At 67.8% G+C, this 25,690-nt stretch carries 28 protein-coding genes; 15 read left to right on the top strand and 13 right to left on the bottom strand.

The genetic code is table 11. The features are described 5' to 3' along the window. Positions 1 to 28: 28 nt before the first annotated feature. The gene (locus tag RZE77_RS21345) at positions 29 to 451 is read right to left on the bottom strand and encodes a hypothetical protein (protein WP_319439170.1); all 423 of its coding nucleotides are present in this window, start codon (positions 449 to 451) and stop codon (positions 29 to 31) included. 81 nt (positions 452 to 532) lie between these two features. On the opposite strand from RZE77_RS21345, the gene RZE77_RS21340 reads away from it, so the two are divergent. The 3 genes from RZE77_RS21340 to RZE77_RS21330 are packed head-to-tail and all read left to right on the top strand — an operon-like array spanning position 533 to position 3,218. Continuing rightward, complete coding sequence (locus RZE77_RS21340) at positions 533 to 1,903, top strand: cache domain-containing protein (protein WP_319439169.1); 1,371 nt, start codon at positions 533 to 535, stop codon at positions 1,901 to 1,903. Beyond that, positions 1,900 to 2,544 carry a response regulator transcription factor gene (locus RZE77_RS21335; protein WP_319439168.1) on the top strand — a complete coding sequence of 215 codons (645 nt, stop codon included), beginning with the start codon at positions 1,900 to 1,902 and terminating at the stop codon, positions 2,542 to 2,544. The genes RZE77_RS21340 and RZE77_RS21335 overlap by 4 nt, the downstream gene beginning before the upstream one ends. Positions 2,545 to 2,594: 50 nt before the next feature. Beyond that, positions 2,595 to 3,218, top strand: a complete 624-nt coding sequence (locus tag RZE77_RS21330; protein WP_319439167.1) for a DUF938 domain-containing protein — start codon at positions 2,595 to 2,597, stop codon at positions 3,216 to 3,218. 2 nt (positions 3,219 to 3,220) lie between these two features. On the opposite strand, the gene RZE77_RS21325 is transcribed toward RZE77_RS21330, so the two are convergent. Beyond that, the gene (locus RZE77_RS21325) at positions 3,221 to 4,795 is read right to left on the bottom strand and encodes a serine hydrolase domain-containing protein (protein WP_319439166.1); all 1,575 of its coding nucleotides are present in this window, start codon (positions 4,793 to 4,795) and stop codon (positions 3,221 to 3,223) included. Positions 4,796 to 5,135: 340 nt separating this feature from the next. Here RZE77_RS21325 and RZE77_RS21320 point away from each other — a divergent pair, with 340 nt between their 5' ends. Together RZE77_RS21320 and RZE77_RS21315 are read left to right on the top strand one after the other, a co-directional pair. Next, positions 5,136 to 5,687 (top strand): type VI secretion system amidase effector protein Tae4, encoded by a 552-nt coding sequence (locus RZE77_RS21320; RefSeq protein WP_319439165.1) that lies wholly within the window; start codon positions 5,136 to 5,138, stop codon positions 5,685 to 5,687. Beyond that, a complete protein-coding gene (locus RZE77_RS21315; protein ID WP_319439164.1) occupies positions 5,687 to 6,082 on the top strand; it encodes a hypothetical protein in 396 nt (131 codons plus the stop codon). Before RZE77_RS21320 ends, RZE77_RS21315 begins: the two co-directional genes overlap by 1 nt. Positions 6,083 to 6,100: 18 nt before the next feature. Here the strand turns inward: RZE77_RS21315 and RZE77_RS21310 are convergent, their stop codons facing one another. The 3 genes from RZE77_RS21310 to RZE77_RS21300 are packed head-to-tail and all read right to left on the bottom strand — an operon-like array spanning position 6,101 to position 8,673. Further along, positions 6,101 to 6,877, bottom strand: a complete 777-nt coding sequence (locus tag RZE77_RS21310) for an extensin-like domain-containing protein (protein ID WP_319439163.1) — start codon at positions 6,875 to 6,877, stop codon at positions 6,101 to 6,103. 45 nt (positions 6,878 to 6,922) lie between these two features. Beyond that, complete coding sequence (locus tag RZE77_RS21305) at positions 6,923 to 8,116, bottom strand: PrsW family intramembrane metalloprotease (protein ID WP_319439162.1); 1,194 nt, start codon at positions 8,114 to 8,116, stop codon at positions 6,923 to 6,925. Next, positions 8,113 to 8,673, bottom strand: a complete 561-nt coding sequence (locus tag RZE77_RS21300) for a hypothetical protein (protein ID WP_319439161.1) — start codon at positions 8,671 to 8,673, stop codon at positions 8,113 to 8,115. Before RZE77_RS21300 ends, RZE77_RS21305 begins: the two co-directional genes overlap by 4 nt. A 115-nt stretch (positions 8,674 to 8,788) precedes the next feature. On the opposite strand from RZE77_RS21300, the gene RZE77_RS21295 reads away from it, so the two are divergent. From RZE77_RS21295 to RZE77_RS21260, 8 genes are all read left to right on the top strand, one after another. Next, on the top strand, positions 8,789 to 9,214 hold the full coding sequence (locus RZE77_RS21295) for a DUF1801 domain-containing protein (RefSeq protein WP_319439160.1): 426 nt from the start codon (positions 8,789 to 8,791) through the stop codon (positions 9,212 to 9,214). Positions 9,215 to 9,223: 9 nt separating this feature from the next. Beyond that, positions 9,224 to 9,748 (top strand): C40 family peptidase, encoded by a 525-nt coding sequence (locus RZE77_RS21290; protein ID WP_319439159.1) that lies wholly within the window; start codon positions 9,224 to 9,226, stop codon positions 9,746 to 9,748. 133 nt (positions 9,749 to 9,881) lie between these two features. Beyond that, positions 9,882 to 10,286, top strand: coding sequence for a hypothetical protein (locus RZE77_RS21285; protein ID WP_319439158.1), 405 nt, complete (start codon positions 9,882 to 9,884; stop codon positions 10,284 to 10,286). A 132-nt stretch (positions 10,287 to 10,418) separates the two neighbouring features. Continuing rightward, positions 10,419 to 12,485, top strand: coding sequence for a carbon starvation CstA family protein (locus RZE77_RS21280; RefSeq protein ID WP_319439157.1), 2,067 nt, complete (start codon positions 10,419 to 10,421; stop codon positions 12,483 to 12,485). Positions 12,486 to 12,498: 13 nt separating this feature from the next. Beyond that, positions 12,499 to 12,705 carry a YbdD/YjiX family protein gene (locus RZE77_RS21275; RefSeq protein ID WP_307657088.1) on the top strand — a complete coding sequence of 69 codons (207 nt, stop codon included), beginning with the start codon at positions 12,499 to 12,501 and terminating at the stop codon, positions 12,703 to 12,705. 160 nt (positions 12,706 to 12,865) lie between these two features. Beyond that, entirely contained in the window at positions 12,866 to 13,285 is a 420-nt protein-coding gene (locus tag RZE77_RS21270; protein WP_319439156.1) for an SEL1-like repeat protein, read from the top strand. 121 nt (positions 13,286 to 13,406) lie between these two features. After that, positions 13,407 to 13,739, top strand: a complete 333-nt coding sequence (locus RZE77_RS21265) for a DUF1161 domain-containing protein (protein ID WP_319439155.1) — start codon at positions 13,407 to 13,409, stop codon at positions 13,737 to 13,739. Positions 13,740 to 13,753: 14 nt separating this feature from the next. Then, complete coding sequence (locus RZE77_RS21260) at positions 13,754 to 14,590, top strand: alpha/beta hydrolase (RefSeq protein ID WP_319439154.1); 837 nt, start codon at positions 13,754 to 13,756, stop codon at positions 14,588 to 14,590. Positions 14,591 to 14,607: 17 nt separating this feature from the next. Here the strand turns inward: RZE77_RS21260 and metC are convergent, their stop codons facing one another. The 4 genes from metC to RZE77_RS21240 all read right to left on the bottom strand — a co-directional run bounded on the left by metC (position 14,608) and on the right by RZE77_RS21240 (position 19,179). After that, complete coding sequence (gene metC, locus RZE77_RS21255; protein ID WP_319439153.1) at positions 14,608 to 15,810, bottom strand: cystathionine beta-lyase; 1,203 nt, start codon at positions 15,808 to 15,810, stop codon at positions 14,608 to 14,610. Positions 15,811 to 15,845: 35 nt separating this feature from the next. Next, positions 15,846 to 16,856, bottom strand: a complete 1,011-nt coding sequence (locus RZE77_RS21250; protein ID WP_319439152.1) for a Bug family tripartite tricarboxylate transporter substrate binding protein — start codon at positions 16,854 to 16,856, stop codon at positions 15,846 to 15,848. A 58-nt stretch (positions 16,857 to 16,914) separates the two neighbouring features. Then, positions 16,915 to 18,501 carry a rhodanese-like domain-containing protein gene (locus tag RZE77_RS21245; protein ID WP_319439151.1) on the bottom strand — a complete coding sequence of 529 codons (1,587 nt, stop codon included), beginning with the start codon at positions 18,499 to 18,501 and terminating at the stop codon, positions 16,915 to 16,917. Between the two features lie 87 nt (positions 18,502 to 18,588). After that, positions 18,589 to 19,179 carry a mercaptosuccinate dioxygenase gene (locus tag RZE77_RS21240; RefSeq protein WP_319439150.1) on the bottom strand — a complete coding sequence of 197 codons (591 nt, stop codon included), beginning with the start codon at positions 19,177 to 19,179 and terminating at the stop codon, positions 18,589 to 18,591. A 108-nt stretch (positions 19,180 to 19,287) separates the two neighbouring features. Between RZE77_RS21240 and RZE77_RS21235 the strand changes: the two genes are divergently transcribed. Continuing rightward, entirely contained in the window at positions 19,288 to 20,160 is an 873-nt protein-coding gene (locus RZE77_RS21235; RefSeq protein ID WP_015866748.1) for a LysR substrate-binding domain-containing protein, read from the top strand. Positions 20,161 to 20,164: 4 nt separating this feature from the next. Here RZE77_RS21235 and RZE77_RS21230 read toward each other — a convergent pair whose 3' ends face one another. From RZE77_RS21230 to RZE77_RS21220, 3 genes are read right to left on the bottom strand one after another with little or no spacing between them, the layout of a single operon-like run. Further along, entirely contained in the window at positions 20,165 to 20,995 is an 831-nt protein-coding gene (locus tag RZE77_RS21230) for an urease accessory protein UreD (RefSeq protein ID WP_319439149.1), read from the bottom strand. Between the two features lie 39 nt (positions 20,996 to 21,034). Further along, positions 21,035 to 21,565, bottom strand: coding sequence for a nucleoside deaminase (locus RZE77_RS21225; RefSeq protein WP_319439148.1), 531 nt, complete (start codon positions 21,563 to 21,565; stop codon positions 21,035 to 21,037). Then, the gene (locus RZE77_RS21220; RefSeq protein WP_319439147.1) at positions 21,562 to 22,602 is read right to left on the bottom strand and encodes an ABC transporter substrate-binding protein; all 1,041 of its coding nucleotides are present in this window, start codon (positions 22,600 to 22,602) and stop codon (positions 21,562 to 21,564) included. The genes RZE77_RS21225 and RZE77_RS21220 overlap by 4 nt, the downstream gene beginning before the upstream one ends. A 296-nt stretch (positions 22,603 to 22,898) precedes the next feature. Between RZE77_RS21220 and RZE77_RS21215 the strand changes: the two genes are divergently transcribed. Next, positions 22,899 to 23,981 carry an aromatic ring-hydroxylating dioxygenase subunit alpha gene (locus tag RZE77_RS21215; protein WP_319439146.1) on the top strand — a complete coding sequence of 361 codons (1,083 nt, stop codon included), beginning with the start codon at positions 22,899 to 22,901 and terminating at the stop codon, positions 23,979 to 23,981. 307 nt (positions 23,982 to 24,288) lie between these two features. Here the strand turns inward: RZE77_RS21215 and RZE77_RS21210 are convergent, their stop codons facing one another. Beyond that, the gene (locus tag RZE77_RS21210) at positions 24,289 to 25,653 is read right to left on the bottom strand and encodes a D-amino acid dehydrogenase (protein ID WP_405546290.1); all 1,365 of its coding nucleotides are present in this window, start codon (positions 25,651 to 25,653) and stop codon (positions 24,289 to 24,291) included. Positions 25,654 to 25,690 lie beyond the last annotated feature (37 nt).

The raw sequence follows: 25,690 nt of genomic DNA, 5'->3' as shown, positions 1-25,690 counted from the left end.
CGTTCGGCGGCTACGAGGAGGGCGGCGCTCAGTCCAGCCGGACCATCGGGCAGGACAGGACCATTCGTTCATCGCGGGGCGAATGGCGCCAGCCGGGCAGGGCGCGCTTCCGGTAAGCCTCGAGCGATGGGTAGCCCTGCACGCTCCAGCCGTAGGTGCTGACCTGTTCAGCCTCGATCACCTCGTAGCGGCATTGCCGGCTGCGGGCTGCGAGCCTAAAGGCGATGCGGCCATGGTCCTTGGCAAGGTCTTTTTCCAGCACGCTGTAGCGGCTGGGCTGGCAGATGCTGAAGCTCGAATTCCATTCGATGGTTTGCGTTCGAACGTACAGCCCGCCCGAGCATGCGCGCCCCGTGCCGCTGAACACGGCCGTGAAGGGTGTGCCGGCAGTGGCAGCGCCGGTGGCAACCAAGGCAAAAAGGGCCAGTACGGCCACCCTGCGTGTCTGCATGCCCATCCTCTCCGGTGTACGTCCCCGTGTTCTCGGGATCTTAAGGTTCATGCCCTTGCCCGGTGGTAGTCTTGCCTCCCGATGAACCTCCGCACCAAGATCGTCGCACTGGCCGTTGCACCGCTGCTGGTTGCGCTGGTGCTGGTGGCACTGGCGGTGCGCCACCAGGAGCATGACCTCGCGCAGCGCGAGCGCGCGCTGATCGAGAAGAGCTACATGGCCCAGCGGCGCAGCGAACTGCGCAGCTACGTCGACCTTGCCGTGAGCACCGTGCGGCCGTTGTACGACGCCGGCCAGGACGACGAGGACACCCGCAGCGAGGCCCTGCGCCGCCTGGCCGCGCTCGACTACGGCGACGACGGCTACTTCTTCGTCTACGACATGCAGGGCCGCTCGCTCATGCATTCGCGCCAGCCCGATCTCGTGGGCCAGAACCTCTGGGACATGCGCGACTCGCGCGGCCGCTTCACCATCCAGGACCTGATCGCGGGCGCGCGCGCGGGCGGCGGCTACGTGGAGTACGAATGGCGCAAGCCCTCCAGCGAGCAGATGGCGCCCAAGCTCGGCTACGTCACCGCGTTGCCGCGCTGGAACTGGATGGTCGGCACCGGCCTGTACCTCGACGACATCGAGGCCACCATGCAGGCGCTCGACCGCCAGATGAGCGCCAACGTCACCACCACGCTGCTCTGGATTGCCGGCATCGCGGCGCTGTGCCTGGGCGTGGTGAGCGCCACCGGGCTGCTGCTCAACCTCAGCGAGCACCGCACGGCCGAGGCCAAGATGCGGCTGCTGGCGCGGCGCGTGGTGCAGTCGCAGGAAGAAGAGCGCGGCCACCTCGCGCGCGAACTGCACGACGGCACCAGCCAGACGCTGGTGTCGGCCAAGCTGCTGATCGAATCGGCGGTGGATGCGCTCGACCGCGAACGCCAGCCCGCGCCGCCCGCACTGAGCAAGGCGCTGCAAAGGCTCAACGATTCGCTGATCGAGGTGCGCCGCATTTCGCACCGCCTGCGGCCGGCCCTGCTCGACACGCTCGGCCTGCCCGCCGCGCTCGAGCGCCTGGGCGACGAATTCGCCGAAGAGGGCGCCATCGACGCCTCGATCATGATCGAGGGCGAGGCCTTCGAACTCTCGCAGGAGGCCAAGACCGCGCTCTTCCGCGTCACGCAGGAGGCGCTCACCAATGTGCGCAAGCACGCGCAGGCGCACCGCGTGCACATTGCGCTGGGCTTTTCCGACGAGGACGGCGTGCGGCTCGAAATTGGCGATGACGGCGTCGGTTTCGACGTGGAGGCGATGCAGCTCGATGCGCGGCGCGGCATCGGCCTGCGCAACATGCGTGAGCGCATGGAGTCGATCGGCGGGCGCCTGGACGTGCAGTCGGGCGAAGGCGGTACAACCATCGTGGCCGAGGTGCCGGCGCGCAGTGCGAGGCCTGAACCGGCATGAAGAAAGACGCCGCCCCCATCCGCCTCTTCCTGGTCGACGACCATCCGCTGGTGCGAGACGGCCTGCGCGCACGGCTCGGCGCCATGCCGGGGCTGGAGATCGTCGGCGAGGCCGGCAGCGCGGCCGAGGCGCTGGCGCTGGTCGAGTCGCTCAGGCCCGACCTGCTGCTGATGGATGTCGGCATGAAGGACATGAACGGCATCGACCTGGCCGCACTGGTGCTGCAGCGCCATCAGCCCGCGCCGCACGTGGTGATGCTCAGCATGTACGACAACCCCGAATACGTGCAGAAGGCCCTGCAGGTGGGCGCGCGCGGCTATGTGCTGAAGGACGCGCCCGCGGCCGAGATCGTCGCGGCCATCGAGGCGGTGTCGGCTGGCGGCACCTTCCTGAGCCCGGCCGTGTCGAAAAAACTGTTCCGCAACCAGGCGCCCAAGCCGCTGCTCACACCGCGCGAGAGCGAGATCCTCAGCGCGCTGGGCCGCGGCGAATCGAGCAAGCAGATCGCGCGCGACCTGGGGCTGAGCGTGCGCACCGTGGAGGCGCACCGGCAGAGCATCAAGCGGCGGCTCGGCATCGAGGGGCAGGCGGAACTCATCAAGTATGCGGTGGAGCATGCGAGGGAGTTCGGCCAGGACTGAACCGCTCTGTCTTCCCCCAATCAACCCACACCCATCCAGGCCCGATCCGCATGTCCGACCTTCCCCACAGCCCCGCCGCCGACCGCAACAAGCAGCCCATCCTCGAGGCGCTGGCCCGCATCCTCGGCGAGCGCGGCAGTGCGCTCGAGATCGCATCCGGCACGGGCCAGCATGCCGCCTGGTTCGCCGCAGCAATGCCCCAATGGACCTGGCAGCCTACCGACGCAGACGCGCGGATGCTCCCCGCGATCGCAGGCCGCGTCGCACAGGCCGCATTGCCCAATCTCCGCGCGCCGCTGCTGCTCGACGTGATGGCGCCGCGATGGCCGTCGCAAGGCGCCGCGTTCGCTCGAGCAGAAGAAAAGTTCGATGCGATCTACTGCGCCAACATGCTGCACATCGCGCCCTGGGCCGCATGTGCCGCGTTGATGCAAGGTGCCGCGCGGCATCTGCTTGCCGATGGATTGCTGGTCACCTACGGGCCCTACTTCGAAGAAGAAGGCACGCCGGCACCGAGCAACCTGGCGTTCGACGAAGACCTGCAAGCCCGCAATCCCGAATGGGGCATACGGCGCCTGGAGGACGTGGTGGCCGAGGCGCACCGCGCAGGGCTTGCGCTGCGCGAGCGGCATGCAATGCCCGCGAACAACCTGCTGCTGGTCTTCGGCTTCTAGGCTCAGCGCACGCGGGGCACCGCAGCGGTCAGCAGCCCCAGCGCCTGGTTCAGCGTCGAGCCTGCAAAGCGTGATCCCCTCGAATGGCCGATCCGCACCACGACGAGATCGTGCGACGGAATCACCACCACGTGCTGGCCTCCTGCGCCGAGCATGTAGTAGGCCGAGGTCGGCGCCGCGAGCGAGCTCATGCCGTTGATCCAGAAGAAGCCGCCGTAGATCGGGCGCTTGTCCGCGGCCCAGGCCGGTGCCACGCTGCTCACGAACTTGACGAAGCCCTCGGGAAGAATGCGCTCGCCGTTCCACACGCCGTCCTGCAGATAGAGATTGCCAAGGCGTGCCCAGTCTCGCCCCGACATGAAGTCGTAGCCCTGCGTGAGAAAGTTGCCGTAGGGGTCGGTCTCGATCACCATGGAGCGGATGCCGATCTTGTCGAAGAGCGCGCGCTGCGGAAACGAAAGATATTCCTCGCCGCTCTTTTCCACCGCGAGGCGAACTAGGTAGTTGGCCAGCACGGGATCGGTGTTGCGGTAGCGGCCCACCGCGCCGGGCGGCCATTGCTGCGGCCGGGTGGCGGCATAGTTGAATGCGTTGATCCGGCCCGTGTAGTAGTAGGTGTGATCCGGGTAGGTGCCGTTGGGGTCGAAGTCCGGATCGTCCGGCGCCTTGATGCGCAGGCCGCTCGACATCTGCAGGATGTCGGAGATCTTGATCTGCTGGCGCGCATCGCCGGCGCCTTGCCACTCGGGAATCGGCGCCGGCTGGTCGAGCCTGTACACGCCCTGCTTGATCAGCACCCCCATCATCGTGGCCACCACGCTCTTGCCCATCGACCACGATTCGAGCGGCGTCGTCGGGCCGATGCCGCTCATGTAGCGCTCGGCGACGATGCGGCCCTTGTGCGTGACCACGAAGGCCGATGTATAGGCCTCGGGCTCATCGAACGCGGCATCGACGGCCCGGGTCACCTTGGCCATGTCGACTTCGGCCGGCGGCGGCTCGCCCGGCAGCACGTCGCCCATCGGCCAGGGTTGGGTCGCGGGGTCGGGCAGCGCGCTCCTGACTTCGACGGGCGTGAAGAACACGCCGTCGCGGCCGGCCGGCAGCGTGATGCAGCCCTGCGAACCGAAGTGGCGCGCCACCAGCGTCGGGCCGTTGGGAATCGAGATGCGAACTTCCTTTTTCACGCGGTCGACCACCGGCTTGTCTACGTTCTTGCGCTGCTCGTACGGCCCCACGAAGTAGCCCAGGCTTTCGGCCGCGACCTCGGGATCGATGCCGGTGATGAACACGGCGGAGCACATCGCCTTGGCATAGCCGGAGGTGTGGTGCTCCAGCGCGTTGCCGGGCGGCGGCACGTAGGGCGTGTTGAGTTCGAGGGCGCGTGCGCGGGCAATCAGCGCCTCGCGCTCCGGCAGTTGTGCCGCGGTGGGTGTCGATGGAGCGCCGACGCCGATGCCGATCCCTCCGCCACCTCCACCCCCGCCGCCACCACCACCACCGCATGAGACCAGTGCGACCGCCAGGCCCAGGGCCGTGGCGGTGATGGCGAGGGAGCGGCGGATCGAGCACTTCATTGGCGGTCCTTGGGTTTTCGCGGGAGTCGATGGCGGTGCGCAACTTTCGGCACCGGCGGGATTGTGGGTGAATCCCGTGAGGGCGGCTAGCGCTTTCGCATGAGGCGCGTGCGATGTAGCGCCAAGGTTCTCATCGTTGGATTCGATGATTGGAGAGTCCCCGCATCGTGCTTGCCTGCAGGACGCGCAATATTTCATGATCGCAGGAGACGGCCCGTGTGAACGTAGCCTTTCGGGTGGCAGGCAGCACGAACTTGGGTCGATAAGATGCGTCGGACCCGCAGTGGTTGCTGGTCAGTTCGCTGGACCAAGCCAGATAAGCACAGGAAGGAAAAAACAGATGCCACTTCCCGAAATGGCAAAGCCGATATCGTTCGAAGCGATATGGAAGAACTACCCCAGTGATGACCCTTGCGTGAACCCTCGCACGGGAAAGAAGGCGTATGACGACCAATGCGCAATACGGGTCGGCATTGCGTTGGAAAAGTCGGGTGTCAGCTTCAAGACATTTCCCGGCCCACGCTGCGAATTTGGCCCTTCCGGAAACGGAATGGTGCTGTGCGCAACCGAATTGGCCAACTGGCTGATGCGTCGTCCGTTCGCTGGCTGTCCAGATGCGGAAACACACCAGGGAAAAAGCTTCGACAAGAGTCTTTCCGGTCGCACGGGCATCATCTATTTCGAGGACTACTGGTTGCGTACCGCTGAGGCAAAGTTTCCCACTGGAGATCACATCGACCTGTGGGATCGGAATCGACTGACGCCGTCGTGGACGACGTTCCTTCGCTTCTCGCTCGGCATTGATACCTTTCGATCACCGTGGAGCGGCAACGGATACCTCTACTCCGATCTGCACGCGTCGCGTCGAGTTGTCTTCTGGCCAATAAGCTGATGAAGCGTCCAATCTTCACTTTGTGCGGGGCTTTGCTCGGCGTCGCTCTGTTTCTGGGCATGCCAATCCTCTTTTCACTCGCGTTTCCCGGTACAGGGATTGGGCATCACGGCGAGGATGAAGCCGCTCGGATGCTGCGCGTGTATGTCGTCATGGGCGGTGCGGCCTCTGCCGCGTTGGGTGCTTGGGTCGGCGGCGTCGCCGCGACGAATCCGCGTCGGGCGCTTGGAATGCTTGCTGCCATTGGAGTCGTCAGCATTGCCTTCGGCATCGTTCCGATTCAATTGCCGATGAAGCCCGAGAACGCGATGGCTGTTGGAATTGGAGCCTGGGCCGTCGTCAGTGCAGGTCTCGCGGCGTTGGTGGCACGCAAGAAGAGCGAAACCACTGCGTAGTGACAACGCTTCAAGATGCTAGCGGCACATGTCATACCCGCCGGTCTCCAGGTGGAAGTGGTCCTTGTGCGCGGCGTTGTAGTCGGGGCCCAGCGCGCCGTTGAAAAATCGGCAGGCGCCGCGGTGCGCATCGCGCAACAGCAGCGCCGACGGATCGTCCGTGCTCGGGGCACTGCTGCGGGGCCAGGCTTGCAGCACCGTGATGCGGCGGCCGTCGGCCAGCGTGAGGCCGGCGACGTCCAGTGCATCGGCCGTGGCATGCCGGCTGCGCGAAGCGCCCGGCACGGCATCGTCGCCGCGGTTCACGTTGCGGCAGGCGTAGCTGCCGAGATGCTCGATGGCCACCACCGGCTGGCCGAAGCGCTGCCTGGCGGCCGGCTGCAGCGCGTGGCGCTCCCACATGAAGAAGGACAGCGCCATCGGGCAGCTCAGCGAAGGCGCGGTGCCCAGGCGTACGCCGGCGGAGCGCAGCCTCACGGCGTTCTTGAAGCCGCAGCCGGGGCCGGTGACGCGGTCGGGCAGCAGCTCGTACTGCATGCCGGTTTGCGCCAGCGCCGCAAGGCAGCGCGCCGGCTCGCGGCGGGCCCGCTCGAGCTTGAAGCTGGTCAGCCAATCGGGCGGCGCCGCCACGTCGAGCGGCGCCCACGGATCGAAGCGCTCGGGAATCTCGACGGTGCCGGTGGCCACGGCCCATGCACCCACGGCAAGCGCGGCGCATGCCGCGGCCATGCCGAGCCAGCGCTTGCGGCGCGAAGGCGCGGGCTTTAGCGGGCGTTCGGAAGGATCCAGGGCCATGGTCTCGATGAATGCCAGGCAAGGCGCCGTGCCTGAGATCCTTCCTCAGGGCTGTGCGGCAATGAGCGGATCGAGCTCGGCCCGCACGCGCCGGATCGCCACTTCATGCCGCAGCGTCTGCGCCCCGCGCCCGTAGGTCATGGCCTTGCGGATCAGCCGCAATTGCTCGCGCTGCAGCTGCGTCTTCAGGCGCCTGGCCCGCAGCCCGAAGGTCCAGCCGATCTCCCGGCGAACCTTGTAGCGCTGCAGGGGCGCGCCCAGGCGGATCCACTCGTCGTCGCGGATCAGCTCGCGCTCGGGCACGAAGTAGGCGGCCAGCGCATGCAGGTAGGCGCCGTTCTCGCGCGCGGCAACGCGCCAGAAGAGCCCGGCCGCCACCATCGCGGGAATGCCCTTGACGGCGAGCATCACGGCCATGTCGCCGTAGCCGCCGTCGAAGAGGTCTTCGAGCCATGGGGAGTTCCAGATGAAATGCATTGCCCACGCAAGCGCGAAGCACAGCAAGGCGCAGGCGATCCTCGCCGCCAGCGAACGCTCCGGATGCAGCAGGAACCAGGCCACGCCGAAGGACGCGATCGTCGTGTAGGCCGCATGGCTCCACAGCCCGCTCAGCAGCCCGCGCGTCAGCAGGTTGATGAGCACCGGAGACACCTGGTTCTCGAGCGGAAAGTGCATGGAGGCGTTGACGGTGTAGCTGAGGTTCTCGACCACCTGGAAACCCAGGCCCGCCATGGCACCCACGATCAGCACCGACAGGTAAGTCTGGAACTGGTTGCGCGCCACCAGCACCAGCAGGATGACGCCCGCGATCTTCAGGAACTCCTCGGTGATGGGGCCCGCAATGGCCGGCCCCCAGAGGGCCACGAAATCCGGCGACACCAGCTTGGCGCACAGGCTCTGGATGGCGATGTTCGCCGGCGCGGCAAAGTAGACGGCGCCGAGCCCGCCCCACGCAAATGCCAGCACGAAGGCTTCCGGCGGGTGCTGCTCTAGCAGGTCGAGCGTGCGGAAGACCAAAAGAAAAAGCAGCGTGTAGATGCCCCACACCAAAATGCCCAGCAGGGCCGTGACGGGGACGACGCGGAACCCCATCGAGAACATGCTGACGGTGTAGAACAGGCCGTTGACGATCAGCGCCGCCAGCAGCCAGAAGGCCGCGCGCTGCGGCTGGAAGAACGAATCGGTGCCGATCGGCCAGTCGCCGCGGTCCTGCTGGCCTTCGAAGGCGGGCGGGCTCACTGCGGTGCCTCCAGGTCCATCGATTCCAGCATGCTGCGCGCGTCGGCCATCGCCTCGTTCAGGCCGTCGCTGGCGCCGTAGCAATCGATCTGCACGAGCGAGCGGCGCTGCAGGTCGACCACCTGCCAGAAGCGGCCGGCCAGCTTCGATCCGTAGTACGCAAAGGTCTTGCCCTGCAGGCCCCATGAAGTGACGAAGTCGGACACGTCGCCATCGATGTTCAGGCGCTGGCCGCGCTCCATGAGCCTTTGCTGCCGCATCAGCGGACCGTCGGGCCCGCCGGCCCAGGCACGCGTGGTCACCAGGAACTTGTGGCCGCCCTTGAACAGCATCAGCGACTGGCCGGCCCTGGAGCGCGACACGTCCATCTCCCATCCGCTGGCGGGAACGAACCTCGCATGGCCGACGGACACCGTGTCTCCCGCCGCGAGCGGCCGGCTGCCGGGCGTGCGGCTGTCCCAGAAGCTCAGGCCGCCCACGTAGGCGGCAATGGCGAGCAGCACAGCGAACGCGCCTGGCCAGGTGCGGTACGGTATGCGGCGGGATGGCTCGGGCATGCGGCAATCGTGCCATACGATGGCCGGGACACGGGCCTTGCTTGCATTGCTTCGATGCATGGCTATCCTCCACGGTCATTGCAATGAAGCTGCTTCGGAACCTTCAGGACAGAACATGAAAAAGTCGGACGCGAGCACCGGTCAGCCGGCATCGGAGCTCATCTCGCAACGGATCGCCGAGCTCGGCGGCTGGCGCGGCGACACGCTGGGCCGCATGCGCAAGCTCATCAAGCAGGCGGACCCGGACGTGGTCGAGGAATGGAAGTGGATGGGCACGCCGGTCTGGTCGCACGGCGGCATCATCTGCACGGGCGAGTCCTACAAGGACAAGGTGAAGCTCACCTTCGCCAAGGGCGCCTCGCTGCCGGACCCGGCCGGCCTCTTCAACGCGAGCCTGGACGGCAACATGCGCCGCGCGATCGACATCTTCGAAGGCGACGAAGTCGAGGCGACCGCCTTCGAGGCGCTCGTGCGCGAGGCGGTGGCGCTCAACGGTGCCGGCAAGCCGAAGCCTGCAAAGAAGTCGACGGCCAAGTCCTGAAGGAACCACATGCCCGATGCATCCGCACCCACGCCACGTCGTCCCCGCATGCCGCTGCTGCTGCTTCGCCTGCTGCCCATGGGCGCCTGCCTGCTGGTGCTGGGCTGCGCGGGCCCGCGGCCGACGCAGCCCGTGGCCGGCTACAGGCCGCCTCCCGTGCTCACGGCCGAGCAATCGAGCGGCGTCGCGATCCATGCGCTGGGCCTGGTCGGCACGCCGTACCGCTACGGCGGCAACACGCCGGAGGGCGGCTTCGATTGCAGCGGGCTCATCGGCTACGTGTACAGGAACAGCACGGGCCAGGCCACGCCGCGCACCGTGGCGCGCATGGCCGGCTTCGGGCGCCCGGTGCCCGCGTCCGAACTGCGTTCGGGCGACCTGGTGCTCTTCGGCGCCTCCACGCCGTCGCACGCGGGCATCTACGTGGGGGCCGGGCAGTTCGTGCATGCGCCCTCGACGGGCGGCGAGGTGCGGCTCGACCGGCTGGACGGCGTCTACTGGTCGCGCCAGCCGATGCAGGCGCGCCGGCTCTAGCGGGAAAAAAAGCGGCCCGAATCCCACTCAACGCGCGGGTGTTGCCGTTGGTTCTACGGGGATGCCTGCCTTGGGACGGACTGGCCGGTATGGCATGCTGTGCCGGTATCACCGAAGCTCGGAGAGGTCCCCCATGAAAAAAATCCTAGCCCTGGCCATCCTGGGCATTGCCACCATCCTCCCGGCGTTCGCGCAGCGCGGCGACCCTTACGAGAACGACCGCCGCTACTGCGCCAGCGGCCGCTCCGGCGTCGACTTCAACACCTGCATGTGGCGCATCCAGCGCGACCGCGAGGAGCGCTACGACCGCCGCGAGCAGCGCGCCTACGAGCGCGAGCAGCGGCGTGAATACGAGCGCCGCGAGCGCTGGGCCGAGCAGCCGCCTCCACCGCCGGCCTACCGCCAGTGGGACGGCCCGCCGTCCGGCGAGCAGCCCCGGCTCAGCGACATGCAGCAGCGCGCGCTGGACAACTGCAACCTGCTGGCGCCGCGCGACCAGCCCCGCTGCCGCGCGACGGTGATGTCCACCGTGCGATAGGGCCAGGGCGTCCGCAGGCGCTGGCAGGGTTTTCCATTACGCAAAGCCACGCACGCGGGCCGCGCGGTCCGACGGATGCGCGCCCGCGCCCATGCGGCAAAACTCCCGGGTTCATTCCCAGGAGACATTCCCATGCACAGCATCCGCCGCCACCTGGTGTGGCTCGTCGTGGCCGTGGCCGGCGCATTCGCGCTCGGCACCGTGGCCCTCACGCGCGGTGAAAGCGTCAACGCCCTGTGGGTGGTGACCGCCGCGGTCTGCACCTACCTGATCGCCTACCGCTACTACAGCCTGTTCATCGCCGAGAAGGTGCTGGGGCTGGACGGCAACCGCAAGACGCCGGCGCACCGCCACAACGACGGCCTGGACTACGTGCCGACCGACAAGAACGTGCTGTTCGGCCACCACTTCGCGGCCATTGCGGGCGCCGGTCCGCTGGTGGGCCCGGTGCTGGCCGCGCAGATGGGCTACCTGCCCGGGCTGCTGTGGGTGCTGGCGGGTGTGGTGTTCGCGGGCGCGGTGCAGGACTTCATCATCCTGTTCATTTCCACGCGGCGCGACGGCCGCTCGCTCGGCGATCTCGTCAAGCAGGAGATGGGCACGGTGCCCGGCATGATCGCGCTGTTCGGCACCTTCATGATCATGATCATCATCCTCGCGGTGCTGGCGCTGATCGTGGTGAAGGCGCTGGCCGAATCGCCGTGGGGCACCTTCACCGTGGCGGCCACCGTTCCGGTGGCGCTGTTCATGGGCGTGTACCTGCGCTTCATCCGGCCGGGGCGCATCGGCGAGGTGTCGCTGATCGGCTTCGTGCTGCTGATGCTCGCCATCTTCGGCGGCCAGGCCGTGAGCCAGAACCCCGCGTGGGCGCCGCTCTTCACCTTCGACGGCAAGGCGCTCACCTGGATGCTCGTGGGCTACGGCTTCGTGGCCGCGAGCCTGCCGGTGTGGCTGCTGCTGGCGCCGCGCGACTACCTGTCGACCTTCCTGAAGATCGGCACCATCATCGCGCTGGCGCTGGGCATCGTGTTCGTCATGCCGACGCTGCAGATGCCCGCGCTCACGCAGTTTGCGCAGGGCGGCGGGCCGGTGTGGTCGGGCAGCATGTTCCCGTTCCTGTTCATCACCATCGCCTGCGGCGCGGTGTCGGGCTTCCATGCGCTGATCTCCTCGGGCACCACGCCCAAGATGCTCGACAACGAGCGCCATGCGCGCTTCATCGGCTATGGCGGCATGCTGGCCGAATCCTTCGTGGCGGTGATGGCGCTGGTGGCGGCTTCGTGCATCGAGCCCGGCATCTACTTTGCAATGAACAGCCCGGCCGCGCTGGTGGGCAGCACCGCCCAACAGGCGGCGCAGACCATCTCGAGCTGGGGCTTCGTGGTCACGCCCGAGATGCTGATGCAAACCGCCAAGGACGTGGGCGAAAGCACCATCCTCGGCCGTGCGGGCGGTGCGCCGACGCTGGCCGTGGGCATGGCCCACATCCTCCACCAGGTGATCGGCGGGCAGGCCATGATGGCCTTCTGGTACCACTTCGCGATTCTGTTCGAGGCGCTCTTCATCCTCACGGCCGTGGACGCCGGCACCCGCGCCGGCCGCTTCATGCTGCAGGACCTGCTGGGCAGCTTCGTGCCCGCGCTCAAGCGCACCGATTCGCTGCCGGCCAACCTGTTTGCCACGGCGCTGTGCGTGGCGGCCTGGGGCTACTTTCTCTACCAGGGCGTGGTCGATCCGCTGGGCGGCATCAACACGCTGTGGCCGCTGTTCGGCATCTCCAACCAGATGCTGGCCGCGGTGGCGCTGCTGCTGGGCGTGGTGGTGCTGTTCCGCATGAAGCGCGAGCGCTACGCATGGGTGGCCATTGCGCCGGCCGCATGGCTTCTGGCCTGCACGCTCACGGCCGGCTGGCAGAAGATCTTCTCGCCCGATCCGAAGATCGGCTTCCTCTCGCACGCGGCCAAGTACACCGAGGGCCTGGCCAACGGCGTGCTGGTGGCGCCGGCCAAGACGCCCGAGGCCATGTCGCGCATCGTCTTCAACGACCGGCTCGATGCGGCGCTGTGCGCGCTCTTCATGTTCGTGGTGCTGAGCGTGCTGGTCTACAGCATCAAGGCCTGCCTCGCGGCCCGCGCGGCCCACCGGCCGACCGCGCAGGAGACGCCGTTCGAACCGCTCGCCGCCTCGGCGGCGCGCTGAGCAGGAGGGGGCCATGGCTCTCGCATTGCCGGAGGCCGGGCGCTACTTCGCGCGCTCGCTCAAGCAGTCGCTGCGGCTCATGGTCGGGCTGCCCGACTACGACGCCTACCTGACCCACATGGCGGCCACGCACCCGGACCAGCCGCCGATGAGCTACGAGGCCTTCTTCCGCGAGCGGCTCGAGGCGCGCTACGGCGGGGGCAAGGGGCGCTGCTGCTGAAGGACGGCGGCGGCTGCATGCCTGCCCCACGACCGCAAAGATTCCGAAGACAGGCAAGGGCTCAGGCGCCGGCTGAGCCTGGCTGCGTGAATTCCAGTTTCTTTGGGCCGGCACTTGCTGCCACGATGGCCTCCACGCAACCGAGTGGTGGAGAACATCGATGGCATCCGAATTGAATCAAATCGCAAGCGGGTCGCTGCGCTGGCGCATCGGCCTGTCGGCCGCCCTGTGCCTCGCGGCGGCGCTTTCCGCGGCCGGGCCACCCGACGCGGGCGTCGTGCTGCATGCGGAGCAGCGCTTCCAGCTGGCGCTGGAAGCGCAGGCCGCACGCGACTACCGCTCGATGCTCGAACAGCTTCGGCAAGCGGCGGCCGAGGACAACGCCGAGGCGCAGGAGATGCTGGGCATGGTGCTGCTGGCGGGGTCGACGCTGTACGGCTCCGCCATCAAGGCCGACCGCTGCGAGGCGCGCCGCTGGATGCTGCGCGCCGCCGCGCAGGGCAGCGATACGGCCAGGGTCCAGCTCGCCTTTCTCAACAGGCTGCGCCAGTCTCCGGCCGGCAGGAACGCTTGCGACTGAGCCTGCGTCTGTAGCGATGCAGTGACGCCTGGTTACCGCATCGCGCGCGGGGATGCGTCGCTGGAAAATGAAGGGCTAGACTCTTCGTTTGCCAATCCCTCCGCTGCGAGGCCGACTCATCATGAAATCCTGGTTGATTCCCATGGCGCTTGCCCTGGCGGGCAGCGCCCACGGCGCCGAAAACTGCGAAGCCCTGCGCACCCAGATCGAAGCGAAGATTGCCGCGGCCGGCGTGACGCGCTTCACCGTCACCACCGTCGATGCCAATGCAGAAGCGGCAGGACAGGTGGTGGGCAGCTGCGATCTCGGCAGCAAGAAGATCGTCTACCAGCGCGAAGGCGCACCCGCAGCAGGTGCGGCGCCGGCACGCCCGAGCGCGGGCCCGGCCGACGAAGAGATATTGACGGAGTGCAAGGACGGCACGGTGTCCGTCGGCGGCGACTGCAAGAAGTAGGCAGGAGCCAAGCCTTGTCATCCTCCAAAGCCTTTCGCATCGCGCTCTCGGCCTCGGCCGCCGCCATTGGCGGCATGGCGGCGTACTGGACCCTGCTGGCCACGCGGCAGGGGCACATCCTCTTCAACGCCAGGAAGCTTCCGGTCGTCCATCTGTCCGACGACTTTTCCACCTACTCCCACACCGTGCCGGGCGGCATGGTGCGCGGCTACGTCTATCACCCGCAGGGCGAAGACGCGCTGCAGGACCTGTTCATCTATTTTGCCGGCCGGGGCGAGGACGTCCGAGCCACCGCGCAGGCGCTGCACTGGCTGCCGGAGGGCTTCGGATTTGCGGCCGTCAACTACCGCGGCGTGGCCGACTCCGAGGGACATCCCTCCGAGATCGCCTCGGTGGCAGACGCGATCCAGTTTGCCAACCACCTGCGCAAGGCCTTTCCGCAGGCGCGCCTGCACGTGGTCGGCCGCAGCCTGGGCACGGGCGTGGCCATCCAGCTGGTGGCGCAGCAGGACTTCTCGAGCCTGCAGCTGGTCACGCCCTACGACTCGATGCTCGAAGTGGCCAAGAAGCGCTTTCCGCTGGTTCCGCTGGCGCTCTTGCTGCGGCACCGCTTCGACTCGCTCACGCACTGCAAGGAAGTGGCCGCCAAGACCCAGGTGCTGCTGGCCGAGCGCGACGACGTGGTGCTGCCCGAGCGCTCGCAGAAGCTCATCGCGGCCTGGCCCACGCCCATCAGCGTGCAGACCGTGCCCGCCTCGGACCACCACAGCATCATGGGCATCGAAGCGACCTGGCTCTATCTGGTCGACTTTGCGTTGACTGCCATTCTTCCCGAGCCGATCGCGGCCTGAGCTGCTGCGCAGGTGCCTCAGCCGGCACCCAGCGCCGCAAAGCCGCCTTCAAGATCGCGCAGCAGATCCGAAGGCGCCTCCAGCCCCACGTGCAGCCGCACGACCGCGCCGCGCGCGCTCCAGTCGGTCACGCTGCGCGCCGCGCGCATGTCGGCCCAGGCCACCAGGCTTTCATAGCCGCCCCAGGACGAGCCCCGACCGAACAGCGACAGCGCATCGACGAAGCGCTCGACCGCGGCGTTCTCGATGCCCGGCTGCAGCTCGAACGAGACGAGCCCGTTGGTGCCGCGGCAGTCTCGCTTCCAGAGCGCGTGGCCCGGATGCTGCGGCAGCGCGGGGCAGAACACGGCCGCCACTTCGGGCCTCGCCTCCAGCCAGTGCGCCACCTCCATCGCATGCCGCTCGTGCATCTGCAGCCGCGCGGACAGCGTGCGCATGCCGCGCAGCACCAGCCAGGCATCGTCGGGGCTCACCGTCATGCCGAAGGCGTCGCAGCGCTCGTTGAGCGGCTGCCAGGCTTCGCGCGTGGTGGCGACGGTGCCCATCATCACGTCGGAGTGGCCCGAGAGGTACTTGGTGGCGGCCATCAGCGAGATGTCGGCGCCCAGCGCGAGCGGCCGGTATTGAATGCCCGAACCCCAGGTGTTGTCCGCGGCAACGAGCGCGCCGCGCGCATGGGCCAGCTCGGCCAGCCGGGGCAGGTCGCACATCTCGTAGACCAGCGAGCCGGGGCATTCGGCATACACGAGCTTCGTGTTCGGCTCGAACAGCTCCTCGATGCCGCTGCCATCCGCGGCAAAGAAGCTGCAGCGGATGCCATAGGGATCGAGGAAGGAATGCACGAGCTTGCGCGCCGGCTCGTACACGCTGTCCGACATCAGCACATGGTCGCCGGGCTTCAGGTACGACAGCAGCACCATGCCGATGGCGGCAAGGCCGGTGGGAAAGAGGCGCGTGCGGTGGGCGCCTTCGAGTTCGCTCACCGCGTCCTCGAGCGCGAAGGTGGTGGGCGTGCCGCGCGCGCCGTAGCTGAAGGCGCGCTCTTCGCCGCGCCGCGCGCGCGTCTCGCGCATGGCGGCCACGCTGTCGAACAGCACGGTGCTCGCGCGCACCAGCGGCGTGCTGACCGGCGAGCCGCCGAAGTAGGCCGGGGCCTTGCCGGTGTGGACGAGCCGGGTGTCGAGGGACTGGCCTGCGGTGTCTTGGAGCGAATCGGACATGGTGTGTTCCAGCGGGCACGGGCCTCTATGGTGCGTCAATCCGCCTTGGCGCCCGAAAGCTTGACGATGCGCGACCAGCGGTCGATGTCCTGGCGCAGCTGCGCGGCAAAGGCTTCGGGCGTGTTGGCCACCACCTCGCTGCCGCCGTCGTTCACGAGCTTGGTCACTTCGGGCAGGCGCAGCGTGCGCACGATGGCTTCGTTCAGGTAGGTCACGCGCTCGGGCGGCGTGCCGGCCGGCGCGAAGAAGCCGTACCAGTCCTCGAAGCGGGCATTGGCGTAGCCCAGCTCCTCGAGCGTCGGTACCTTGGCAAACACGCCGATGCGGCGCGGGCTCGTGACGGCCAGCACGCGCAGCTTGCCGTTCTGCACCATGCCCGCGACCGACGAGGTCGAGGTCACGAGCACGTCGACCTGCCCGCCGAGCAGGTCGGTGAGCGCGGGGCCGGCGCCCTTGTAGGGCACGTGCGTCATGTCCACGCCGCTGTCCTTCTGCAGCACCACGCCGACCAGGTGCGAGAGCGTGCCGTTGCCCGGCGTGGCATAGGTGACCTTGCCGGGGCTGGCCTTGGCGCGCGTGGCCAGGTCGGCAAAGGTCTTGTAGGGCGAATTGGCCTCCACCACCAGCGCGAGCGGCGCCGCGTTGATCTGCGTGATCGGCATGAAGTTCTTCAGCGGATCGAAGCCGGGCGCCGAGTAGAGCGAGGGGTTCACCGCCATGATCGACACCTGCGAGGTCAGCACCGTGTAGCCGTCGGGCTTGGCCTCGGCCACCGACTTGGCGCCAATGTTGCCGCCGGCGCCGCCGCGGTTGTCCACCACCGCGGCCTGTCCCATGATTTCCGGCAGCCGCGTGGTCACCAGCCGGGCCGTGGCGTCATTGCCGCCGCCTGGGGGAAAGGGCGAGACGAACTTCACCGTTTGCGACGGAAAGCCGTTGCGCGCGGGCAGCGGCTGGGCCGAGGCAGGCTGCAGGGCCATGGCCGCGAGCCATGCGGCAGCGAGGGAAAGACGGGCAAGGCTTGGAACGCGAAAGGCAGACGACATGACGGAACTCCTGGAATAGGAACTGACAACGACGAACGGAGAAAGCGAAACCGGGGAGCTAGGCGTGCGGCGCGGCGGAAGCTGTGGGCAGCCTGAAGGCCGAGCGCTCCTGCGCATCGAGCTGCGCGACCAGGCCGGTCTCCCAGGCCAGGTAGCGGCGCGCCGCTTCCTTGTTGCCGTCGTGGCGGTCGTGCACGAAGAACAGGTAGTCGATGCAGTCCGCATCGGCGGGCAGGGCGGGCGTGGCCTGCACCGGCAGGCCGGCATCGCGCCATGCGGCCATGCCGCCTTCGAGCAGCAGCGGGGCGGGCGAGAGGCCGGCCAGCTCGGATGCCGCGGCCCAGGCCGCGAGCCCAGCGTCGTCGGCCACCAGCACGAGCTGGCGCGTTTCGTTCTTCACGTCTTGAGCGAGACGCGGGCGTATCGACCAGCGCGCCCCTGGAGCATGGCCGGCGCGGAACTGCATGCTCGGGCGCAGGTCGACCAGCGCCACCTCGCCCTGCGCAAGGCGGGCGGACAGCGCCTCTGCATCGATCGTTGCCAGCGCAGGCGCGGCCGGCGCAGCAGCGGGCGCGAGCGACAGCCCGCTCGCAAGCCCGCCTTCGAGCACGCTCGCCTCGTGGCCCATCTGCCGCAGCCAGTGCGCGACGGTGGGCGCGCGCACGCCGTCGTCGTCGAACAGCACGAGCCGCGCCCCGCGCACGCCGACGTACTGGTCGCCGGCCTGCATCAACTGACCGCCGGGCGTGTGCTGCGCGCCGGGCAGCGTGCGGGCCGCGAATTCCTCCGGCGTGCGCACGTCGCAGAGAAACAGGCTGCGGCTGGCATCGCCGGCCCATTGCTGCACGGTCTGCGCCGTGACCGTGGGCACGCCGAAGCGCTCGGCCAGCGCCTTGGCGGCCGGCCGCAGGTCGGTGTTGCCGCTGTCCGCCGCATAGCGCCGCGTGCCGCCGTGCTCCAGCGCGTGGTCGTTCAGGTACCAGCCCTGTGTGCCGTTCTCCAGTGCATAGACCGGGTTGGGCAGGCCCAGGTTGATGAGCGTCTGCGCGCCGATGATGCTGCGCGTGCGGCCCGCGCAATTGATGACGATGGGCGTGGTGGTGTCGGGCACCAGCCGGCGCACGCGGAAGGCCAGCTCGCCGTTGGGGCAGCAGGTGGCCGTGGGGATGTTCATCTTGTGGAACTCGCTCACCGGCCGGCCGTCGAGTACCACCACCTTCTCCTTGCGCGCCAGCATTTCGGCCAGCTGGTCGGCGCTCACGCGGGGCGTGTGATAGACCTCTTCGGCCAGCTCGCCGAAGGTCTTCGAAGGCAGGTTGACGCCCGCGAAGAGCGCATGGCCCGCGGCCTTCCAGGCGCGGGTGCCGCCCTGCAGCACATGCACGGCGGTGTAGCCCAGCACGGCGAGCCGGCGGGCGGCGCGCTCGGCCACGTCGCTGTCGCCGTCGTCATACGCGACCACGCGCACGCCGCGGCGGGGCACGAGGCGCGGCGCGTCGAGTTCGAGCCGGCTGAAGGGCAGCGGAATGCCGTAGAAGAGGTGCGCCTCGCCGTACTGGCCGTGCTCGCGCACGTCGAGCAGCGCGATCTCGCCGCCGTCATGCAGCCAGGATTTGAGGGTCTTCGGGTCGATGAAAGAGGTCATGGGAAGCAAACCGTTGGAACGAACGCGGTCCTGCGAGGCCGCGCCCTGCACGGCCCGCATGAAAGAAGACGAGGTTGAAAGAGGGGCCTAGCGGCGCGTCTGCACGCCGATGCCCATCGTCTGGTAGGTGCCGGCTTCCAGGTCGTACGCGGTGCGCTGGTTCAGCGTCTCGAGCGCGCGGCCGTACATGTGCAGGTGCCGAATGACCTGGTCGCCCTGGATCTCGACCGAGTGGATGTCCTCGGGCATCAGCGCAATGCCCTTGCCGGGCGCGACCACGACCAGCGCGGTTTCCTCGAGCTTGCCGACGCCCGGCACCGAGCCGTCGTCGCGCCGCTCGTACACGCGGTTGTGCTCGGTGCCTTCCACTGCGGCAATGCAGGCCCAGGTGGTGTGGTTGTGCGGCACGATCTTCTTGCCCGGCCGCATCACGTTGAGGTAGAGCGCATAGCTCTGGTCCGGGTCCTCGGCAATCAGGTAGCGGGCCTGGTGCTCGCCGGCCTCGGGCGCCGGAAAGTCGGCGGCACCCCAGTAGTCGGTGCGCTCGGCCAGCCCTTGCAGCGCGTCGAGCACCGCATCGAGCTTTTCGCGGGTTGGTTCAGCGCCGCCTATGGCTTTCTTCATCCGGTCGATGGACGCGGCGACCGCCTCGCGGCGTGGGTCGGACAGGGTGCTCATGCAGGGTTCTCCAGTGGGGATGCGTGTCTTGGTGTGCATTCACTGTAGTGACAGGGGCATGACCCGACAATCCAGCCGGCGCAAGAAATACATCAATAAAATTAATGGATGCCCACGCTCGATCTTGAACTGCTGCGCTCCTTTGCGGCCGTCGTCAGCCACCACAGCTTTGCCGCGGCGGCCGTGCACCTGGGCCGCACGCAGTCGGCCATCACGCAGCAGATGCAGCGGCTCGAAGAGCAGGTGGGCCACGCGCTGTTCGCCAAGCAGGGCCGGCAGAAGCGCCTTACCGAGCATGGCGAACGGCTCCTGACCTATGCGCACCACCTGCTCGCACTCAACGACGAGGCGCTGCGCAGCCTCCGGCAGGGCGAACTCGAAGGCAACCTGCGCATCGGCGCGCCGCACGATGTGGCCGAGACCATGCTGCCGCTGCTGCTCACCGAAGTGGCGCGCACATCGCCGCTGCTGCAGCTGGACATCCACATCGGCCGCAGCCCCTACCTCATGACCTCGCTCAAGAGCGGCGAGGTCGACATGATCATCTCGAACCGCGCCGATCCGCAGTTCGATGGCGTGGTGCTGCGCAATTCGCCGACCGTGTGGCTCTGCGCCGCCAGCTACGTGCACGACCCGTCCAAGCCGGTGCCGCTGATCATGGCCGATGGCCCCAGCATCTTCCGCCGCATCGGCCACGAGGCGCTCGATGCCGCGGGCGTGGCCTGGACGCCGCGCTACACCTCGTCGAGCCTGATCGGCATCAAGGCCGCGCTGCGCGCCGGCCTGGGTGTGACGGCGCGCGGCGTGGAGCAGCTCGACGCGGGCTTGCGCGTGCTGGGTGCCGGCGACGGAATGCCGCGCCTGCCCGACCTGGCGTATTACCTGTACGTGCGCAGCCATGTGGTGAACCCCGTCACGCGGCAGGTGTTCGAGACATTGAAGAAGCACCTGAGGTTGCCGCGTACTGACATGCCGGCTTGAAGCGCTAGGTGGCCCAGATCCGCGGCGAACTCGCCGGTAACCACCACAGCTCGGCGCGCCACGCCTGCCACACTTGCCGCAGCAGCTGCATCGCGGGCTCGACCACCGGCGCCAGCACGCGCAGCACGACGATCTCCGCATGCGGGCTGGTCGCGCCGGCGCTCTCCTGCAGCCCGTGCGCATCGATGGCGGTGCGCGCCAGCGCAAGCAGCGCCTCGCGCCGCGCCCGCGCGGCCGGCGTGCCCGAGACGAAGAACAGCGACGCGATGCAGCGATGCCCGCCGAAGCCCAGCGGGCTTTGCAGCAGCCGATGGTCGGCTGCATCGATGCGCCCGCGCTCCAGCCACACGCCGGGCACTTCGATGTGCTGCAGGTAAGTGCCGCGCTCGAAGGGCTGGTTGGCATTCGGCAACCCGAGGGCCGTCACGTCCCAGCCGATCATCTCGGCGCCGGGCTCGGCCTCGATGGTGAGCCGGTTCTCGGCGCGGCAGCCGCTGTAGCAGATGGCCTCCAGCGGCAGCCACTCGAGCCGCGCGCCCTTGGCAAGCCGGATGCGCGTGCGCTGCAGCGCGAGTTCGCCTTCGGAGCGGTAGAAGCGCGACGCGCCCGGCGTGGTGATCAGGCCATGGCTTGCGTCGGCGGCCTCGATGTCGATGTCCAGCGTGTCGCCGCCCACCAGCCCGCCCGGTGGATGCACCAGCACGTTGTGGCAGATCGCATCGCCTTCGGGATAGAGGCTTTGCAGGATGCGCAGCGGCCCGTCATGGCGAAAGCGTGCGACGCTGCGGGCGGCTTCCTGTCGGTAGTCGAGATGAAGATGGGCGTGCCAGGACATCCAACGAGTCTATTCGCCCGGCACCGCCGCGCGCGGCGGCTAGCTGGCCCAGGCGCCGTCGTGCGCAGCGCTCGCTTCGTCGAGCAGCGCGGGCCCGATGCATTCGATCGGATGCGGCGAGGCGCGGAACACGTCGCGGCACGACAACTCGGCATCGCGCTGGTCCTGCCGCTCGCCGCGGAAAACGCGCAGCCGCTCGGCGTCGATGCCGAACACCACGCGGCCGATGTTCGACCAGAAGATCGCGCCCGCGCACATCACGCAGGGCTCGCCCGATGCATAGATGGTGGCGCCGGCGAGTTCCTCGCGCGTGAGGCCGCGCCCCGCGAGCGCGCGCAGCGCGTTCATCTCTGCGTGCGCCGTGCAGTCGCCGGTCTCGGTGTTGCTGTTGGCCGCTTCGGCCAGCACTTCGCCGTCCGCCGAGACGATGACCGATCCGAAGGGCCGGTTGCCGCGGCGGCGCGCCGCATGCGACCAGACGATGGCCTTGCGCAGGTAGCGTCCGTCGCGTTCGTCGAGCGTGGTTTCTTCGGGGAGGGTGGAATGGAGGTTGCTGTTGCTGAAGTTCATGCCTTGGTGGGAATCATGCGTTCGTTGCGCGATGGCAGCATCGACGTGTTGAAGATGGCGTCGGACGAGGGCTTGACCTTGAGGCCGAATACGTCGGCGACCTCGTCGACCTGCTGCTCGAGCGTGAGCTTGTGGATGTCGCCGAGGCCGTGGCCGCGCGTGTCGGCGGCACCCACATATTGCGCCGTGACACCCCAGCGTTCAAGTTCCATCCTTTCGTCCAGGATGGGTTCGCGCTGGCGCATGGCCGCAATGCTCGGGACGGGATTGGCAAAGGTTTCGACGATGGCGCGGTTGGTGGCGCGCAGGAAGGCCGCAACCACCCTGGGGTTCTGCGCAATCAGGTTGCTGCTCGCGAGGATGGCGTTGCCGTACAGGTTGACGCCCGCGTCGGCATATTTGAGCACCGACAGTTCCTCCGGCTTCATGCGAGCGAAGAGCGAAATGGCGGAGTCGTGAAAGTAGGTGGCGGCGTCGACGTCGCCGCGCACCATCACGTTGTCGCGCGCGCTGAAGTCGGTGGTCTGCCACTGGAAGGCGTCGCTGCGCATGCCCTGCTTGCGCGCCACCATCGGCCATGCGCGGCGGGTCGATTCGACGGCCGCCGCGGCCACCTTCTTTCCCGCGAGGCTCCTGAAGTCCGCCGTCACGCCGCGGTCCTTGCGGCCGATGATCACGAAGGGTGCGCGGTTGTAGTACTGGTACACCGCCTGCACCATCGGGGTGCCGGGGTTCTGCGCATTGAACTCGACCAGCGAGCTGATGTCGCCCAGGCCCATCTGGTAGACGCCGCTCGCGATGCGCGTGATCGAGGCGACCGAGCCGGCGCCGGTGTCGATGGTCACGTCCAGGCCCTCGTCCCTGTAGTAGCCCTTGCTGTGCGCGAGGAAGAAGGGCGCGGTCTGGCCGTTGATGCGGAAGTCGAGCGTGAACTTGAGCGGGGTCGGCTTGCCGCCGCCCTGGGCGAAGACGGTGGGAGCGGCAAGGGTTGTGGTGGCGGCACTGGCCGCAAGAAAAAAGAATCGACGACGTTGCATGGTGGGCCTCGGAATCCTCGGGTCTTGAATCCCTCCGCACAGGCGGAAGGCACTTCAAGAGCAATTTCCGGGCGGGCGCACAAAGGTGGTGCGTGCGCTGCTGAACGCTTCTACTCTTGCGGGAGTCGATGCACGAGCCATGCCAGGGGCTTGAATGCGTGGCTGGCCCAAGCCACAATGCGGGCGCGCAATTTGCATGGCAGGTTACGCAGAGTAGAAGCGTTCAGCCCTTGCGGCAGGAAATTGCTCTTTCAGGTTCGTTCGTACCCACGCGCAACAACAGAAGGAGTCCACGCATGCTCGTCACCCAACAACCCGTCTTCCGCAAGTTCTGGCATGCCGTCATGCCGCTCACCGAACTGGCCAATGGCCCGAAGCCCTTCAGGCTGCTGGGCGAAGACATCGTTCTCTTCATCGATGCCGACGGCCAGCCCGCCGCGCTGCGCGACCGCTGCTGCCATCGCACCGCGAAGCTGTCGAAAGGCTGGTGCGTCGATGCCGAAGGCCAGGCCTGCGGACAGGGCGCGATCCAGTGCGGCTACCACGGCTGGACCTACGACCGCAGCGGGCAGGTGATCCGCATTCCGCAGTACGAGGCCGAGCGCAAGATCTCGCCGGAGTACCGCACCACCGCCTACCGCTGCAGCGCGCGCTACGGCTACGCCTGGGTGGCGCTGGAAGAACCCATCGCCGACATTCCCGCGATTCCGGAATTCGAGGACCCGGGCTACCGCACGATCTTCCAGTTCTACGAAGAGTGGCAGACCAGCCCGATGCGCGCGCTCGAGAACTCGTTCGACAACTCGCACTTCAGCTTCGTGCATCGCGCCACCTTCGGCGTGGCCGCGAGCCCGAAGCCGAGCAAGTACGAACTGGTGGAGAACGACAACGGCTTCTACGCGGAGACAGTGATCGAGGCGGCCAACCCGGTGAAGTTCCACGCCATCAGCGGCGTGACCGATGCGATCACCACGCGCCACATGCGCAACGCCTACTTCCTGCCGTTCTCGCGCCGGCTCGACATCGAATATCCGAGCGGCGTGCGCCACATCATCATCAACTGCTTCACGCCCATCGACGACGGCCGCATGCAGCTGTGCCAATGGCTGTTCCGCAACGACACCGAAGCCGACTGCACGGCGCAGATGCTGATCGACTTCGACGAGGCGGTCACGCGCGAGGACAAGGACATCCTCGAATCAACCGACCCTGATGCGCTGGTCGACACGCGGCGGCGCGGCGTCGAGTATTCGATGGAGTCCGACCGGCCGGGAATGCTGATCCGCAAGCACCTGATGCAGTTGCTTGCGAAGCATGGCGAGGCGGAGGTTTATCGCGGCATGGCCAGCGGGACGATTCCGATTGCCAAGGCTGCTTGAGCGGTGTTGTTGCTGTTGTTGTCGTTCAGGGCGCGCTCCCGCCGACGGGGTGCCTTGCTCCGCGAATGTCCCCCGGCCTTCGGCCTCCTCCTTTATTTCGCTGCGCAAGGCACCCCATCGGCGTGATCGTCATGCGCGACGGTCGTTGATCGGCCAGCACAACGACCGCGCTCATCGTGCGCAGGGCATCGGGTGCTCCCCGCAGCGAAATAAAGGAGGAGGCCGAAGGCCGGGGGACATTCGCGGAGGGGAGTACCCGGTGGCCTGTGCACGCGCCCCGAATAGACCCCCCCAAAACGCACAGGCGTCAGGCCGGCGCAGTCGCGGGATTCGAACGCGTTGCGCGCGGCGAGCCGGACGCATAGCGGTCCATCGCCAAGCCATCGGTGCGGATTTGAGGCCGCTGACCCGTCACGAGGTCGGAGATGAGCTTGCCCGAGCCGCAGGCCATGGTCCAGCCGAGCGTGCCGTGGCCGGTGTTGAGGAACAGGTTCGCATAGCGCGTGGCGCCGACGATGGGCGTGCTGTCGGGCGTCATCGGGCGCAGGCCGGTCCAGAAGGTGGCGCGCGGCAGGTCGCCGCCCGGGAACAGGTCGCTCACCACCTTCTCTAGCGTGGCGCGGCGGCGCGGGTTCAGGCGCAGGTCGAAGCCGCCGAGCTCGGCCATGCCGCCCACGCGGATGCGGTTGTCGAAGCGCGTCACGGCTACCTTGTAGGTCTCGTCGAGCACGGTCGATTGCGGTGCCAGCGATTCATCGACCAGCGGCACCGTGAGCGAGTAGCCCTTGACGGGGTACACCGGAATGTCCAGCCCCAGCGATGCGACGGCGGCGCGCGAATAGCTGCCGAAGGCCATCACGTAGCGGTCGGCCGTGAGGATCTTGCCGGCGCCGGTGCGCACGCCCGTGATGCGGTCGCCCGCCATCTCCAGGCCTTCGACCGACTGGCCGAAGCGGAAGTCCACGCCCAGGCCGCGTGCGATGTCGGCCAGGCCGCGCGTGAACAGGTGGCAGTCGCCGGTCTCATCGTTCGGCAGGCGCAGGCCGCCCGTGAGCCGGTCGCGCGCGCCGGCCAGCGCGGGCTCCACGCGTGCGAGCGCATCGCGGTCGAGCAGTTCGTAGGGCACGCCGCAGTCCTCGAGCACCGCGATGTCGCGCTGCACCGCGTCGAGTTGCGCCTGGGTGCGGAACAGCTGCAGCGTGCCACCGGTGCGGTGCTCGTAATTGAGGCCGGTTTCCGCGCGCAGCTGCTGCAGGCAGCCGCGGCTGTATTCGGCCACCCGCATCATGCGTTCCTTGTTGACCGCATAGCGTTCGGGCGAGCAGTTGCGCAGCATGGCGGCCATCCAGCGCAGCTGGAACAGCGTGCCGTCGGGGCGGATCGACAGCGGCGCATGCTTCTGGAACATCCACTTGATGGCCTTCAGCGGAATGCCGGGCGCGGCCCATGGCGTCGAGTAGCCCGGCGACACCTGCCCGGCGTTGCCGAAGCTGGTTTCCTCCGCGGGGCCGGCCTGCCGGTCGAGCAGTGTCACGTCGGCGCCGGAGCGCGCAAGGTAGTAGGCCGTCGTGGTGCCGATCACGCCGCCGCCGAGAACGATGACTTTCATGGGTATTTGAGCGAATGAAGGTGGATGCATGGAATCTAAAGTGCACAATGCAGTGGATTCCATTGTTTTTAGATGTTTTGCAGTGAAATTCTCTGCAAAC

The sequence above is a fragment of the Variovorax sp. SPNA7 genome, from assembly GCF_033807855.1.
GTDB classification, from domain to species: Bacteria; Pseudomonadota; Gammaproteobacteria; order Burkholderiales; family Burkholderiaceae_C; genus Variovorax; species Variovorax beijingensis.
This window is presented reverse-complemented; position numbering and strand designations above follow the sequence as displayed.

Excerpts from the sequence above, each read along its gene's own strand:
- RZE77_RS21215 (WP_319439146.1), top strand. The coding sequence starts at position 22,899 with ATGCTCGTCACCCAACAACCCGTCTTCCGCAAGTTCTGGCATGCCGTC.
- RZE77_RS21295 (WP_319439160.1), top strand. The coding sequence starts at position 8,789 with ATGAAAAAGTCGGACGCGAGCACCGGTCAGCCGGCATCGGAGCTCATC.
- RZE77_RS21320 (WP_319439165.1), top strand. The coding sequence starts at position 5,136 with ATGCCACTTCCCGAAATGGCAAAGCCGATATCGTTCGAAGCGATATGG.
- RZE77_RS21310 (WP_319439163.1), bottom strand. The coding sequence starts at position 6,877 with ATGGCCCTGGATCCTTCCGAACGCCCGCTAAAGCCCGCGCCTTCGCGC.
- RZE77_RS21290 (WP_319439159.1), top strand. The coding sequence starts at position 9,224 with ATGCCCGATGCATCCGCACCCACGCCACGTCGTCCCCGCATGCCGCTG.
- RZE77_RS21330 (WP_319439167.1), top strand. The coding sequence starts at position 2,595 with ATGTCCGACCTTCCCCACAGCCCCGCCGCCGACCGCAACAAGCAGCCC.
- RZE77_RS21285 (WP_319439158.1), top strand. The coding sequence starts at position 9,882 with ATGAAAAAAATCCTAGCCCTGGCCATCCTGGGCATTGCCACCATCCTC.
- RZE77_RS21325 (WP_319439166.1), bottom strand. The coding sequence starts at position 4,795 with ATGAAGTGCTCGATCCGCCGCTCCCTCGCCATCACCGCCACGGCCCTG.
- metC (WP_319439153.1), bottom strand. The coding sequence starts at position 15,810 with ATGTCCGATTCGCTCCAAGACACCGCAGGCCAGTCCCTCGACACCCGG.
- RZE77_RS21265 (WP_319439155.1), top strand. The coding sequence starts at position 13,407 with ATGAAATCCTGGTTGATTCCCATGGCGCTTGCCCTGGCGGGCAGCGCC.
- RZE77_RS21335 (WP_319439168.1), top strand. The coding sequence starts at position 1,900 with ATGAAGAAAGACGCCGCCCCCATCCGCCTCTTCCTGGTCGACGACCAT.
- RZE77_RS21235 (WP_015866748.1), top strand. The coding sequence starts at position 19,288 with ATGCCCACGCTCGATCTTGAACTGCTGCGCTCCTTTGCGGCCGTCGTC.
- RZE77_RS21275 (WP_307657088.1), top strand. The coding sequence starts at position 12,499 with ATGGCTCTCGCATTGCCGGAGGCCGGGCGCTACTTCGCGCGCTCGCTC.
- RZE77_RS21210 (WP_405546290.1), bottom strand. The coding sequence starts at position 25,653 with ATGGAATCCACTGCATTGTGCACTTTAGATTCCATGCATCCACCTTCA.
- RZE77_RS21240 (WP_319439150.1), bottom strand. The coding sequence starts at position 19,179 with ATGAGCACCCTGTCCGACCCACGCCGCGAGGCGGTCGCCGCGTCCATC.
- RZE77_RS21280 (WP_319439157.1), top strand. The coding sequence starts at position 10,419 with ATGCACAGCATCCGCCGCCACCTGGTGTGGCTCGTCGTGGCCGTGGCC.
- RZE77_RS21300 (WP_319439161.1), bottom strand. The coding sequence starts at position 8,673 with ATGCCCGAGCCATCCCGCCGCATACCGTACCGCACCTGGCCAGGCGCG.
- RZE77_RS21225 (WP_319439148.1), bottom strand. The coding sequence starts at position 21,565 with ATGAACTTCAGCAACAGCAACCTCCATTCCACCCTCCCCGAAGAAACC.
- RZE77_RS21340 (WP_319439169.1), top strand. The coding sequence starts at position 533 with ATGAACCTCCGCACCAAGATCGTCGCACTGGCCGTTGCACCGCTGCTG.
- RZE77_RS21250 (WP_319439152.1), bottom strand. The coding sequence starts at position 16,856 with ATGTCGTCTGCCTTTCGCGTTCCAAGCCTTGCCCGTCTTTCCCTCGCT.
- RZE77_RS21245 (WP_319439151.1), bottom strand. The coding sequence starts at position 18,501 with ATGACCTCTTTCATCGACCCGAAGACCCTCAAATCCTGGCTGCATGAC.
- RZE77_RS21315 (WP_319439164.1), top strand. The coding sequence starts at position 5,687 with ATGAAGCGTCCAATCTTCACTTTGTGCGGGGCTTTGCTCGGCGTCGCT.
- RZE77_RS21220 (WP_319439147.1), bottom strand. The coding sequence starts at position 22,602 with ATGCAACGTCGTCGATTCTTTTTTCTTGCGGCCAGTGCCGCCACCACA.
- RZE77_RS21270 (WP_319439156.1), top strand. The coding sequence starts at position 12,866 with ATGGCATCCGAATTGAATCAAATCGCAAGCGGGTCGCTGCGCTGGCGC.
- RZE77_RS21230 (WP_319439149.1), bottom strand. The coding sequence starts at position 20,995 with ATGTCCTGGCACGCCCATCTTCATCTCGACTACCGACAGGAAGCCGCC.
- RZE77_RS21345 (WP_319439170.1), bottom strand. The coding sequence starts at position 451 with ATGCAGACACGCAGGGTGGCCGTACTGGCCCTTTTTGCCTTGGTTGCC.